Consider the following 12,539-nt stretch of genomic DNA (forward strand, 5'->3'; position numbering starts at 1 on the left):
CCGCGATGTCAGGCTTGATGCAACTCGGCACGCGGGCGATGTTCGCCGCGTACGCCCAACTGCAGACCACCGGCCAGAACATCGCCAACGCGAGCACGCCGGGTTATTCGCGCCAGCAGGTGATCCTGGGCACCACCGAGGGCCAGTACACCGGCGCCGGTTTCTTCGGGCGCGGCGTCACGGTGCAGACGGTGACGCGGGCGACCAACATGTTCCTGACCGCGCAGTCGATCGACACGCGGTCGATCGCCGCGGCCGACGCGGCGCGCTCGGGCATGCTGCAGCAGCTCGAGCGGGTCTTCGGCCTCGGCGACGCGGGCCTCGGCTCGGCCGCCACGCGCATGTTCAATGCCTTCGCCGACCTGGCGGCGGCGCCCGGCGACCTGTCGGCGCGCCAGTCGGTGCTGGCGCGCGCGGAGGATTTCGCCGCGCTCGCGCGCTCGTCGAGCGACCAGATCGAGATGCTGCAGGCCAACGTCGTCAACGACGTGCGCAACTCGGTCGATGCGGTCAACGGCATGGCGCGCCAAGTGGCCGAGCTGAACGCGAAGATCGTCGGCGCGCTGGCCACCAACCACACGCCCAACGACCTGATGGACGCGCGCGACCGGCTCATCGGCCAGATCGCCGAGAAGATCGACGTCCAGACCATCAACGCCCCGGACGGCAGCATCAGCCTGTTCGTCGGCGGCGGCCAGAACCTGGTGCTCGGCGGCCGCGCGAACGCGCTGGTCGCGATGCAGAACGAGTTCGACCGCGCGCGCGCCAGCGTCGGCATCTCGGTCTCGGGCTTCGTCACGCGGCTGCCCGACGAGCAGCTGGGCAGCGGCGCGATCGCCGGCCTGGTGCGCTTCCAGAACGAGGACCTCACCGACGCGCGCAACCGCCTCGGCCAGCTGACTGCCGGCCTGGCCACCGCGATGAACCTGCAGCAGTCCTACGGCATCGACCTCGACGGCGAGCAGGGCATCGAGCTGTTCGGCATCGGCGCGCCGGTGGCGCTGCCGCACAGCCGGAACGCCGCGGTCGCCGGTTCGCCGATCGGCTCGGTGGCGCTGGCAATCGTCGATCCGTCGGCGCTGAAGGCGAGCGAGTACCGGCTCGAGGAAGACCCCGGCGCGCCCGGCACCTACATCGCCACGCGGCTGTCCGACGGCTACCAGCATGTCGGGCTGACCGGCGCCGGCGAGGTCATCGACGGCTTCTCGGTGACCTTCGGCGTGCCCGGGCCGCAGCCGGGCGACACCTACCTGCTCAAGCCGGTCGGCGCTGCCGCCTCGCGGGCCGAGGTCAAGATCGCCAACGGCCGCGACATCGCCGCGGCGAATCCGCTGCGCGCGTCGACGCCGGTGGGCAACCAGGGCACGGTCAGCGTCGCGTCGTTCCAGATCGCCGCGGCGCCGGCGGGCCCCTACGACGCGCCCTACAGCGTGAACTTCATCACCGATGCCGGCGACTGGGAGCTCTACGGCAGCGGCGGTGCGCTGCTGGCGACCGGCAACCTGGCCGCCGGCGGCAACCTCATCCAGCACGACGGTTTCGAGTTGCGCCTGAAGGGCGTGGCCAGGACCGGCGACAGCGTGACCATCGCGGTCACCAACCCGCCGCAGTCGGACAACGGCAACGCGCTGGCCTTCGACGGCTTCGCGTCGCGCCTGCTGCTGGACAACCAGACCGTCGGCGACGCCTATGCCGAGACGCTGTCGTCGGTCGGCGTGCGCGTGCAGGGGGCGAGCCGGGCGGCCGACACCAGCGCCGCGGTCGCCCAGCGCACCGAGGAGGCGCTGACCAGCGAGGTCGGCGTCAACCTCGACGAGGAGGCGGCGCGCCTGATCCAGTACCAGCAGGCCTACCAGGCCGCCGCGAAGATGCTGCAGACCGCCCAGCAGGTGATGGACACGCTGATCTCGCTCGGCGCGCGCTAATAACACCCGAAGAGGACGACCCCCATGAGTGCCCGCGTCTCGAATACCAGCCGCTACGAATCGGCGCTCGCGGTGCTGCAGCGCCGCCAGGCCGAGATGAGCGACGCGCAGATGCAGATGACCAGCGGCAAGCGCGTCAACAAGCCCAGCGACGACCCCACCGCCGCGGCCCGCGCGGAGCGTGCGTTCATCGCGCAGCAGCGCATCGAGTCGTCGCAGCGTTCGGTCGGCGTCAGCCGCAACGCGATGGCGCTGACCGAGTCGGCGCTCGGCCGGGCCATGGAACAGTTGCAGGCGGGCCGCGAGCGGCTCGTCTCGGCCGGCAACGGCAGCTATGGCGCCGCCGAGCGCGCCGCGCTGGCCAACGATCTGGTCGCGCTGCGCGGCCAGCTGCTGGCGCTGGCCAACCAGACCGACGGCGCCGGCGGCTACATCTTCGGCGGCCAGGGCGCACCGTCGGAGCCCTTCGTCGACGCGATCGATCCCGGCACCGGCCTGCCCACCGTCGCCTACGTCGGGCCAGGGGGCGAAGGCCAGGTGTCGAACAGCGAGCAGATGCCGACGTCCGCCGACGGCGAGAAGGTCTGGATGAGCGCGCGCACCGGCAACGGCCAGTTCGTCACCGATGCGGCCGCCGGCAATACCGGCAGCGCCTACATCGACCCGGGCTCGGTCACCGACCCGTCGCTGCTGACCGGCCAGCCCTACGACGTCGTCTTCTCGGTCGGCCCCGGCGGCACGACCTACGACCTGCTGATGAACGGCGCCACGGTCAGCGCCGGCAACGCCTATGCGCCCGGCACGGCGATCGCCATCGACGGCATGAAGTTCACCGTCAGCGGCGTGCCGGCGAACGGCGACAGCTTCACGATCGCCGACTCGACCAACGACCTCGATCCGTTCGAGGCGCTGGACAAGGCGATCGCGGTGCTGCGCAATCCGGCGGCCACGGCCGGCACGGTCAAGCAGGCCGTCAACAACGGCCTTCGCGACATGGACGCGGTGATGAACCATTTCTCCGCGGGCCGCTCGACGGCGGGCGCCGCGCTGAGCCGCCTCGACCAGATCCACGAGCGCAACCAGGACCGCGACCTGTGGGCCAAGACCGTGCAGTCGGACGCCGAGGACCTGGACATGGTGCAGGCGGTGTCGGACTTCCAGAACAAGCAGACCAGCTACCAGGCTGCGCTGCAGAGCTACGCGATGGTGCAGCGCATGTCACTGTTCGACTATTTGAAGTAGCCCACCCCCGGAGCGCCTTCGGCGCTTCCCCCTCGAGGGGGCGGCCGCTGGCGGCCCGGCAGAGCCGGTTCCGCGGCGGCCGCTGGGGAAGACGGCTATCACGACCAGGGGGGTAAAGTCCGTACATGAACGAATTTCCCGTGCTCGGCCAGGTGGCGCTGGGCTACTCGCCGATGATCGACCGCCACCGCGCGGTCACGGCCGTGCGGCTCACGGTGTTTCCCAACAAGCCCGATGCGCCGCCGCGCGCGGGCGACCTGCTGGCCGCGCTGGGCAGCACCTGGCCGGCCGATGGCGGGCGCGTCTCGCTGAACATCGTCGGCGAGTCGCTGCTGCAGGACCTGCTGCAGACCGAGCTGCCGCTGAACATGATGGTCGAGGTGCCGGCCTTCATGGCCGGCGACATCGCCCACACCGAGGCGCTGCAGGCGCTGCATGCGCGCGGCAATACGCTGCTGATCAAGGGCCGGCCGCTGGCGCCGCTGCCGCGCGAGGTGCTGCCGTGCTTCGCCTATTCGATCATTGACCTGTCCGATGAGCGCCGCGACGGCCAGCCCGCGCCGGGCGGTGTGTCGCGCACCATCCCGCACGTGCAGGGCGAGGTGCGCACGCTCGGCCAGATGACCGATGCCTTCAGCCGCGGCGCGATCGCCGTGCTGGGCTGGCCGATCGAGGATGCCGTCGTCGCCAGCGGCAAGTCGTCGGCCCAGCCGGACCTGCAGGCGATCGTCGAGCTGATCAACCGCGTCGACCGCCAGGAACCGGTGGAACGGCTCGAGGCGGTGATGAAGAACGACCCGACGATGGCGTTCAAGCTGATGCGCTACATCAACTCGCCGGCGTTCGGGCTGTCGGTCGAGATCACGTCCTTCCGCCACGCGATCATGCTGCTGGGTTACCAGCGCCTGAAGCGCTGGCTGGCGTTGTTGCTGGCGTCGGCCAGCCGCGACCCGAACATGCGTCCGGTGATCTACGCCGCGGTGCGCCGCGGCCTGCTGATGGAAGAGCTGGTGCGCGAGACCGGCGACCCGGAGCGCCGCGGCGAGCTCTTCATCTGCGGCGTGTTCTCGCTGCTCGACCGCATGATGAAGCAGCCGTTCTCCGAGCTGCTGCGCACGATCCCCGTGCCCGAGGCCGTGCGCGCCGCGCTGGTCGACGACGACGGCCCGCACTACCCGTACCTGGAGCTGGTGCGGGCGGTCGAATCGGCATCGGTCTACGACATCCGCGCCGCATCGGACAACATCCTGCTCGCGGTGGCCGAAGTCAACCGCGCGGTGCTGCGTGCGCTCGCGGCGGCTCGCCAGCTCGACTGACCGGCTCGATCAGTCCCCGCCGGGCCGCCCCAAGGGGACTGCTCCCGACCGGCCCGAAGGGCCGTAGGGGACCTCATCCGCAGGCGAAGAAGGTGACGTAGGCGCCGCTGCGGGCGACGCCGGCGACGCGCACTTTCGGCTCCAGCATGTTGGCGTGGTGCGTCGGCACGCCGCGCCAGCCCACGATCACCTGCTCCGGCACCTTGAAGCCGCGCGCGACGTTCTCGACACAGAGGTCGGCGCCGCTGCGCTCGAAGCGCTGCGCGAAGCCGTCGTGGCTGGGCCGCGCGCGGGCGGCCATGGCCGCACTGTGCTCGGCCGCCAGGCTCGACAGCGCCGGCGAGGGGGCCAGCGCCGGCACGCCCCGGCTCGCCCGGTAGCCGTTCAACGCGGCGAGAACACGCTCGCTGAACTCGTCCGGGGGCTCTGCCGCCAGCGCGTCGGCGCCGCCGCTGCTGGCCAGGCCCGCCAGCATGAGCACGCCGGCGATGGCGGCGCGGTGGAGGTGGCGGATCGGCGTCATGGCGGCGCAGTGTGCAGGCCACCCCCGCGACCGGGGATGTGCGTAGTTCACGAAGCTGCCGTCAGCCCTTGGAAAACCTCAATGGCAGGCCCCGGGCGGCCGAAAACCACAGGGAGAATCCGTTTGTTGCCATTTGTTTCAGATGGCCGATGTCAATCCCTAGCGAACATTCCATGTACCTCTACCCGCAGGGCCGTCCCCGCAGTCCGTGCCCCGCCTGTGGCGGCGAGATCCGCCGCCTGCCGCGCAGCGAGACGGACCGCGCCGGTGCCTACGCCGGCGCCCTGCGGCGCTATGGCTGTGTCGCCGACGGCTGCACCTGGCAGGGGCTGCTGCCCCGCCAGCCGCGCCGCGCGGCGGCGAGCCGGGCGCTGGTGACGGGGGCGGGCGTGGCTGTGCCGCCGCGGGTGCGACAGCTGGTGCGCGGCGGCTGGCCGCTGCTGCTGGCCACCGGCGCGCTGGCGTTGGTCAGCGCAGGGCCCCCTTCGGCGCCGGCGCTCGGTCCGGTGGCCTCCGCGCCGCTGCTGCCCGGCGAGTACCACGACGGGCTCGAGATCGCCGCGGCGCACCCGCTGCTGAAGGCCGACACGCCGGCCGTCCCCGGCGTGCAGCGCCTCGCGCTGCGCCAGGGCTGCGCCTGGGGGCTGCCCGGCCGCAACCCGTACCGCGGCACCGTGGAGGAGGCGCTGGTCACCGCCAAGCTGCCGGCCGAGGTCATCCAGCGCATCGCGTACAAGGTCAAGGCCGGTGCGATCGACGACCGGCTGATCATCGGCAACGCGGGCATCCGCGCGCAGCGCGACCAGCGCGAGTTCGAGCCGGGCAACGTCGCGATGACCTACGGCAAGACCTTGTGCGTCAACACCCGCGTCAACTTCAAGCCCGGCCACGTCGAGCAGGCCAGCCTGTACGAAGCCGCCGACAAGCGCGGCCGCCTGTACGCGGTGATGGTGCCGGATGTCTGCGGCAACGTGTCGGTGCTGGGCGCGCGCATGGAGCGCAAGCGCCGCGCCGAGGTGCTGGCGCTGCCGGTGCACGGCGCGCAGCCGGGCGGCGCCGAGCAGGTCGCGATGGTGCCGGTGCTGGCCGACATCGACCACGCGGCGCCGCCGCTGCTGCACCAGATGGTGGCCGCGAATCCCACGCCGGCTCGGCACGTGCCGGAGCCGTCCACGCTGGCCTGCGTGCTGGGCGCGCTCGGCGCCGCCGCGCTGTTCAGGCGGCGCGGCCGGACGTCGCGCTGAACGGCGTCCGGGCGCGGCGGCACACGCGAGGGCGGGCCGTAAACTGAAGGGATGGTCCGCCCCCTGCTCACTGCGTTCGCTCCCCCGGGGATTCGAAGGATCCCTCGCGGGATCCGTGGGGGCTCAGCGCCCTTGGGGCGGCCGGGCGGGCGCTGATGTCGGTCCTGTCCCGTCCCCAGGCGCTTCCCACGCATTCCCAGCTGACGGCGCTGCTGGACGGCACGGACGACGCGCTGCTGCTGTTCGACAACCGCCGCCGCGTCAGCTTCTGCAACCACGCGGCGATGCGCACGCTCGGCTGCGAGCCGGGCCAGGACGCCGAGCCGGCGCTGGCGCGGCTGGTCGAGCCGGGACGCAGCGAGCTGATCGCCGCGCTGGGGGCGGTGGCCGGCGAAGGGCACTGGCATGCCCAGCTGCTCGACGGCCGCCACCTGCGGCTGACCCTGTCGATGGCGCCCGGCGCCGGACGCTGCCTGCGCGCGCAGCCCGAAGACGAGCAGGCCGCGGTGCCGCGGGCCGATCCGGGCGCCACCAGCGAGATCGTGCGCCTGATGTGGGACGCGCCGCAGCCGCTGACCGTTCAGGACACCGACTTCCGCATCGTCGCCGCCAACCGCGCCTACTGCGAGGCGATCGGCCGCACCCCGCAGCAGCTGCTGGGCCACGATGCGATGGAGTTCGTGCCCGAGGCCGATCGCACCGCGATGCGCGAGGGCCGCGAGCTGCTGCTGGCGGCGCTGCAGTCGGGCCGCCAGCCCGACATGCGCATCGAGCGCCGCATGATCGATGCGCAGGGCCGCGAGCGCTGGTTCCGCTTCGCGCCGCGCTGGGTGTCGGCCGACAACGGCGCGCCGCTGATGCTGGCCATCCTGCACGACGTCACGCTCGAGCACCTGGCGCGGGCGCAGGTCGACCGTTCCGTGCACGAGCTCGAGCACTGGTTCGATCTGAGCCCGGTCGGCATGCTGGTCTACGACCCGGCGGGCCTGATCGTGCGCAGCAACGCGGCCTTCGCGGCCCTGGTCGGCAGCGTGCCGATGGTGCTGCGCGAAGCGCCGAGCGAGCTCGCGCAGCTGCTGGCCTGGGAGGACGATCGCCCGAATCCGGCGCTGCGGCCGGATCAGCCGGCGCTGGAAGTGCGCGGCGGGCTGGCCTTGCCGGACGGCCGCCGGCTGCGCCTGCGGTCGCGGCTGCGCGCCTACCGCACCGATTCCGGCCAGGTCCGGGTGATGGCCGTGATCGAGGACCGCACGCTGGAGGATGAACGCGACCTCGCGCAACTGGAGATCGGTGCGCTGATGGATGCGGCCGGCATCGGCGTCGCCACCTACGAGGCCTCGCAGGGCTGGCTGAAGTCGCGCGGCCAGCCGCGCAGTGGCGGCGCCGTCGACGGCGCGCCGGCACGCCCAGGCGGCACCGGCCTGCCGGCGGGCCTGCAGTCGATCGGCCGCGACCAGGTCGAACCCGGCTCGCGCGAGGAGTTCGAGCGCCTGCAGCGCGCGCTGCGGGAAGGCCGTCGTGCGCAGGTGCGTTATGCGGTGCGCCTGCCCGAGCTCGGCGTGCGCTGGCTGCTGACGCGCGTCGAACCGGGCGAGCTCGCCGGCGGCCGCACCGCGCTGTCGGTCGTCACGCTGGACATCACCGACCAGGAAGAGGCTCACCGCCGCAACGAGCAGCTGCTGCGCGAGCTGTCGACGATCCTCGATGGCACGTCCGCCGGCATCGCCTACCTGCGCGGCGGCCGGCTGGTGCGCTGCAACCGCCGCTTCGAGGCGATGATGGGGCTCGCCGAGGGCCTGGCGGGCACCGGCATGGTCGAGGTCTTCGCCGCGCAGCCCGCGGTGCTGGCGCTGGTCGAGCGCGCGCTGGCCGAGGAAGGGCGCTTCGAGACCGAGTTCGCGCACCTCGGCGAATGGTTCGCGATCTCGGTGTCGCGCACGCTGGGGCAATCGGACACCGACCCCGAGCCCGAGGCGGTGGCGGTGCTCACCGACGTGACCCGGCTGAAGGCGCAGCAGGCCGAGCTGGAGGCGCTGGCGCGCGAGCGCGAGCTGATGTTCACGCTGACCGACGTCGGCATCGTGCAGCTGCGCGACGGCCGCATCGAGCGCGCCAACGAGGCGATGGCCCGGCTGGCCGGCTACAGCACCGAGGCGCTGTCGCAGCTGCCGCTGGCGCGGATGTTCGAGTCCGAGGCCGCCTACCTCGGCCTGCTCGACGAGCAACGCGGCGCGCTGCTCGCCACCGGCCTGTGGCGCGGCGAGCACCGCCTGCGCCGGCGCGACGGCCGGCTCGTCTGGGTGCAGATCAGCCAGCGCTGCATCGCCGGCAACGATCCGGACGCGGGCCTGATCTGCTCCTTCGTCGACATCGACGAGCGCCGCCGTGCGCGCGAGGTGGTGCAGCTGCAGGCCGAGCGCACGCGCGCGATCCTGGATTCGGTGCTGGTGGGCATCGTCACGGTCGGCGACAGCGGCATCGAATGGATGAACCGGTCGGCCCGGCGCATGTTCGGCGGCGAGCTGGCCGATTTCGTCGGCGAGCCGATCTCGATCGTCGCGACCGCGGAGCTCGACCATCCGCTGCGTGCGACGCATTACCTGAAATCGCTCGAAGAGGGCCAGGCCGAAACCTTCGAATGCCGGCTGCGCGGGCGCGACGGGCGCGAGTTCTGGGTCGTCGGCAATGCGGTGGTCACCGGCCGCGAGCAGACCGGCAGCCAGATCACCTTTGCGCTGCTGGACATCGAGCGCCGCCGCCAGGCCGAGATCAGCATCGCGCAGGCGCAGGCCTCGCTGCAGCGGATCATCGAGACCGCGCCGCTGGCGATCGCCCTGTTCGACGGCCCGAGCGGCCGCGTGCTGCGCCTGAACCACATGGCGGCGATGTTCTTCGGCCAGCCGGTCGAGGCGGTGCTCGGGCGCGTGCCGGAGGACTGGTTCGGCGCGGACGAAGCGCGCGCGCTGCGCGAGGACCTCGCACAGGCCTTCGCGCAGCCGGAAGGGCTGCGCCGCGAGCAGCCGCGCATCCTCGGCGGCGATGGCGGCGCGCCCGGCGAACGCCGCATCTGGGACGTGCGCATCGTGTCGCTCGAATCGGCCGGCGAACCGCAGATGCTGCTGGTGGCCAGCGACGTCACCGAGCAGCGGGCCGCTGAACAGGCGCGTTATGAGGCGGCCGTCGCCCAACGGGAGATGCTGGTCAAGGAAGTCCACCACCGCATCAAGAACAACCTGCAGGGCGTCGCCGGGCTGCTGCAGCAGACGGCGGTGCGCCGGCCCGAGGTGGCGGCGCTGATCAGCGAGGCGGTGGGCCAGGTGCAGGCGATCGCGCAGGTGCACGGGCTGCAGGTCGGCGTGTCGGGGCCGCTGCGCATCAAGCCGCTGCTCGAGGCCATCACCGCGTCGGTGCAGCGCACCTTCGGGCGGCCGATCCGCGTCGAGGTCGACGGCGAATCGGCGCACCGCTTTGCGCTGCCCGAAGCCGAATCGATCCCGATCGCGCTGACGGTCAACGAGCTGCTGACCAACGCGATCAAGCACAGCACGCCCGGCGAGGTGCGCTGCGTGCTGCGCTGCGAGGAGGCGCGCGTCACGATCACCATCGTCAACCCGGGCCAGCTGCGCCAGGGTTTCAGCCTGGCGCAGGTGGCGCCGGGGGTGTCGGGCCTGGGCCTGGTGCGCGCGCTGCTGCCGCGACGCACGGCGACGCTGTCGCTGCTGCAGGTCGGTGCCGAGGTGCAGGCCTGCGTGGTGCTGGTGCCGCCGAGCGTCAAGCTGCTCGAGCCGCTGTAGCGGCTTGTAGCCGGCGCGCGGGGCCGTTCGGCGACAATGTTCGCCACGCTTGCAGCGCAACGAGCAGCAAATGATGGCCGACAAGGGCAAGATTCTCGTGGTCGACGACGACCGGCTGGTGCTGGCCACGGTGTCGCACGGGCTGTCGCAGGCCGGCTACGACGTGATCGACGCGGACAACGGCGACGACGCGATCCTGCTGGCGCGCCAGCACAAGCCCGACCTCGCGCTGCTGGACATCCGCATGGAAGGCAAGAGCGGCTTCGACGTCGCCGCCTACCTGCGCGAGTACCTGCACACGCCGTTCATGTTCCTGTCGGCCTTCGCCGACGACGAGACCGTGCGCCAGGTGCGCGAGCTCGGCGCGGTGGCCTACCTCGTGAAGCCGCTGGACATCGGCCAGATCGTGCCGACCGTCGAGGCGGCCTTCGCTAACCTCGGTGCACGCGCCGCCGCCGCGGCCGCGCCGCGGCCGCAGCAGGCGATGAATGATGCGATCGGCGACGCGGTGGCCGACACGGTGGCGCTGGCCGTCGGCGTGCTGATGCATCGGTATTCGCTGCAGCGCGGCGCGGCCTACGAGCGGCTGCAGAAGCTCGCCGCCGAGGACGGCCGCAGCGTGGTGGACCAGGCCGAGCGCCTCGTCGAGGCGGTCGAGCTGCTCGCCCGGGGGCAGTGATCAGCTCTTCAGCGTGAAGTAGAAGCGGGCACCCCGGCCGACTTCCGATTCGGCCCAGATCTCGCCGCCGTGGCGCCGGATGATGCGCCGCGCCGACGCCAGCCCGACGCCGGTGCCCTGGAAATCACCGCTCGAATGCAGGCGCTGGAAGACGCCGAACAGGCGGTCGGCGAAGCGCATGTCGAAGCCGGCGCCGTTGTCGCGCACGACGAAGGCCGGCTGGCCGGCCTGCTCGACGCACTCGAATGCGATCTCGGCATGCGGCGCCTTGGCCGAGTATTTCCAGGCGTTGCCCAGCAGGTTCTCCAGCGCCATGCGCAGCAGCGTCGGGTCGCCCTGCGTCACCAGGTCGGGCGCGATGTGCAGCGACACCTCGCGTTCGGGCGCGGTGCGGCGCAGGTCCTCGACCACGTACTGCGCCAGCTGCGACAGGTTCACCGGCTGGCGCTGCAGCGGCTGCGTCGACAGCTGCGACAGCGACAGCAACGCGTCGATCATGCTGTTCATGCGCGCCGCGGCGCTCAGCACGCGGTCGAGGTGGTCGTTGCCGATGCGGTCGAGCGCGCGCCCGTAATCCTCCTTGAGGATGCGCGCGAAGCCCTCGACGACGCGGATCGGCGCGCGCAGGTCGTGCGAGACGGTGTAGCTGAAGGACGCGTGCTCGGCGGCCAGCGACGCGGTGGTGGTGTCGACGGCGGCCGGCGATGCCAGCGGCGCGCCCGGCACGATCGCCAGGAGCAGCTGCTGCTGGCCGCCGGCGCCCGTGCCGAGCTCGACCAGCCAGGCGATCCAGCCCTCGTGCTCGGTGCTCTGGCCCGGGGCCAGGCCGGGCAGGGCCTGGCGCAGGCGATCCGGCAGCGCGTCGAGCACGTGCCCGAGCGGCAGGCCGTCGACCGGGCCTTCGCCGAGCTCGAGCAGCCGGCGCGCGGCCGGGTTCAGGCGCTGCAGCAGCGGCTCGCCGCCCGGGGTCCGGCGCATCAGGCACAGCGGCACCGGAGCGTCGCGCAGCAGCGCCTCGAAGGCCTGCCGCTCGGCGGCGGCCAGCTCGGTGCTGTCGGTGGGCTGCGCGAAGCCCAGGTAGCCGGTGAAGACGCCGCGGTGGTCGAAGCGGGGCTGGCCGCGCAGCACCCACGCGCGGCCGGGCGCGCCGTTGCCCTGGCTGCCGCCGTTGGCCTGCTGCACGCGGATCTCCGGCAGCGGCGCCTGCGCCTGCAGCCGCGCACGCAGCGCACCCTGGCCGTCGTCGAATCGGTCCCACAGCGGCTCGCCGCTGAACGAGCCGCCGGCCCAGGACGACGCCGGCGCGCCCTGTGGAGGCTGCAGGCGCACCAGCCGGTGCTCGGCATCGGTCTGCCACACCCAGGCGTCGCTCAGCTGCAGCAGCAGTTGCTGCGACTGGCGCGCGTCGTGCAGCCGCGCGGTCTGCACCTGGCGCGCCCATTCGGCGCCGGCCAGCGCGCAGGCGGCGGCGGTGAGCAGCAGCGCCAGCACCGCGAACAGCCCGCCGGCGGTGGGCTGCATCGCCAGCAGCGCGGCGACGATGGCGGCGCCCGCCAGGACCAGCGGCAACACCGGCAGGGGCCTGCGGGCGGGTTCGCGTGCTTCGCTGGGGCGCGGCATGGCGGTCATTGTAGGCATCGGGCAACAGGCTCAAGTCGCGCCGCCGGCGGCCGAAACCTCGGGGAATCACCGGAGGATGAGGGGCCGCGACGGGGAGGGCGTCCGTTGCGCGGCACGGTCTGAACAATGAACTATTCCCGAAGCGATCGGCGCGTCGCGCTGCGCGCGAGCGACGAAGTGCACTCGCACGCTGTTA

At 72.5% G+C, this 12,539-nt stretch carries 8 protein-coding genes; 6 read left to right on the forward strand and 2 right to left on the reverse strand.

Translation table 11 applies throughout. The features are described 5' to 3' along the window. The first annotated feature begins 5 nt into the window (after positions 1–5). The 3 genes from flgK to P1K89_RS29865 all read left to right on the forward strand — a co-directional run bounded on the left by flgK (position 6) and on the right by P1K89_RS29865 (position 4,483). Complete coding sequence (gene flgK / locus P1K89_RS29855; RefSeq protein ID WP_284620196.1) at positions 6–1,925, forward strand: flagellar hook-associated protein FlgK; 1,920 nt, start codon at positions 6–8, stop codon at positions 1,923–1,925. Between the two features lie 24 nt (positions 1,926–1,949). After that, positions 1,950–3,167: a flagellar hook-associated protein FlgL gene (gene flgL / locus P1K89_RS29860; RefSeq protein WP_284620197.1), complete on the forward strand. Its 1,218-nt coding sequence runs from the start codon at positions 1,950–1,952 to the stop codon at positions 3,165–3,167. A gap of 125 nt (positions 3,168–3,292) precedes the next feature. Beyond that, a complete protein-coding gene (locus P1K89_RS29865; RefSeq protein ID WP_284620198.1) occupies positions 3,293–4,483 on the forward strand; it encodes an EAL and HDOD domain-containing protein in 1,191 nt (396 codons plus the stop codon). A 73-nt stretch (positions 4,484–4,556) separates the two neighbouring features. On the opposite strand, the gene P1K89_RS29870 is transcribed toward P1K89_RS29865, so the two are convergent. Then, the gene (locus tag P1K89_RS29870) at positions 4,557–5,006 is read right to left on the reverse strand and encodes a CAP domain-containing protein (protein WP_284620199.1); all 450 of its coding nucleotides are present in this window, start codon (positions 5,004–5,006) and stop codon (positions 4,557–4,559) included. Positions 5,007–5,179: 173 nt separating this feature from the next. Here P1K89_RS29870 and P1K89_RS29875 point away from each other — a divergent pair, with 173 nt between their 5' ends. The 3 genes from P1K89_RS29875 to P1K89_RS29885 all read left to right on the forward strand — a co-directional run bounded on the left by P1K89_RS29875 (position 5,180) and on the right by P1K89_RS29885 (position 10,723). Continuing rightward, positions 5,180–6,250, forward strand: coding sequence for a PEP-CTERM sorting domain-containing protein (locus P1K89_RS29875; protein ID WP_284620200.1), 1,071 nt, complete (start codon positions 5,180–5,182; stop codon positions 6,248–6,250). A 155-nt stretch (positions 6,251–6,405) separates the two neighbouring features. Continuing rightward, positions 6,406–10,044, forward strand: coding sequence for a PAS domain S-box protein (locus tag P1K89_RS29880; protein WP_284620201.1), 3,639 nt, complete (start codon positions 6,406–6,408; stop codon positions 10,042–10,044). A gap of 73 nt (positions 10,045–10,117) precedes the next feature. Next, positions 10,118–10,723 carry a response regulator gene (locus P1K89_RS29885; protein ID WP_439898057.1) on the forward strand — a complete coding sequence of 202 codons (606 nt, stop codon included), beginning with the start codon at positions 10,118–10,120 and terminating at the stop codon, positions 10,721–10,723. Here P1K89_RS29885 and P1K89_RS29890 read toward each other — a convergent pair whose 3' ends face one another. Beyond that, positions 10,724–12,343 (reverse strand): sensor histidine kinase, encoded by a 1,620-nt coding sequence (locus P1K89_RS29890; RefSeq protein WP_284620203.1) that lies wholly within the window; start codon positions 12,341–12,343, stop codon positions 10,724–10,726. It lies immediately after the preceding gene. Between the last annotated feature and the right edge of the window lie 196 nt (positions 12,344–12,539).

Source organism: Aquabacterium humicola (assembly GCF_030167915.1).
Lineage (GTDB): Bacteria > Pseudomonadota > Gammaproteobacteria > Burkholderiales > Burkholderiaceae_C > Pseudaquabacterium > Pseudaquabacterium humicola.

Excerpts from the sequence above, each read along its gene's own strand:
- flgK (WP_284620196.1), top strand. The coding sequence starts at position 6 with ATGTCAGGCTTGATGCAACTCGGCACGCGGGCGATGTTCGCCGCGTAC.
- flgL (WP_284620197.1), top strand. The coding sequence starts at position 1,950 with ATGAGTGCCCGCGTCTCGAATACCAGCCGCTACGAATCGGCGCTCGCG.
- P1K89_RS29865 (WP_284620198.1), top strand. The coding sequence starts at position 3,293 with ATGAACGAATTTCCCGTGCTCGGCCAGGTGGCGCTGGGCTACTCGCCG.
- P1K89_RS29870 (WP_284620199.1), bottom strand. The coding sequence starts at position 5,006 with ATGACGCCGATCCGCCACCTCCACCGCGCCGCCATCGCCGGCGTGCTC.
- P1K89_RS29875 (WP_284620200.1), top strand. The coding sequence starts at position 5,180 with ATGTACCTCTACCCGCAGGGCCGTCCCCGCAGTCCGTGCCCCGCCTGT.
- P1K89_RS29880 (WP_284620201.1), top strand. The coding sequence starts at position 6,406 with ATGTCGGTCCTGTCCCGTCCCCAGGCGCTTCCCACGCATTCCCAGCTG.
- P1K89_RS29885 (WP_439898057.1), top strand. The coding sequence starts at position 10,118 with ATGGCCGACAAGGGCAAGATTCTCGTGGTCGACGACGACCGGCTGGTG.
- P1K89_RS29890 (WP_284620203.1), bottom strand. The coding sequence starts at position 12,343 with ATGCCGCGCCCCAGCGAAGCACGCGAACCCGCCCGCAGGCCCCTGCCG.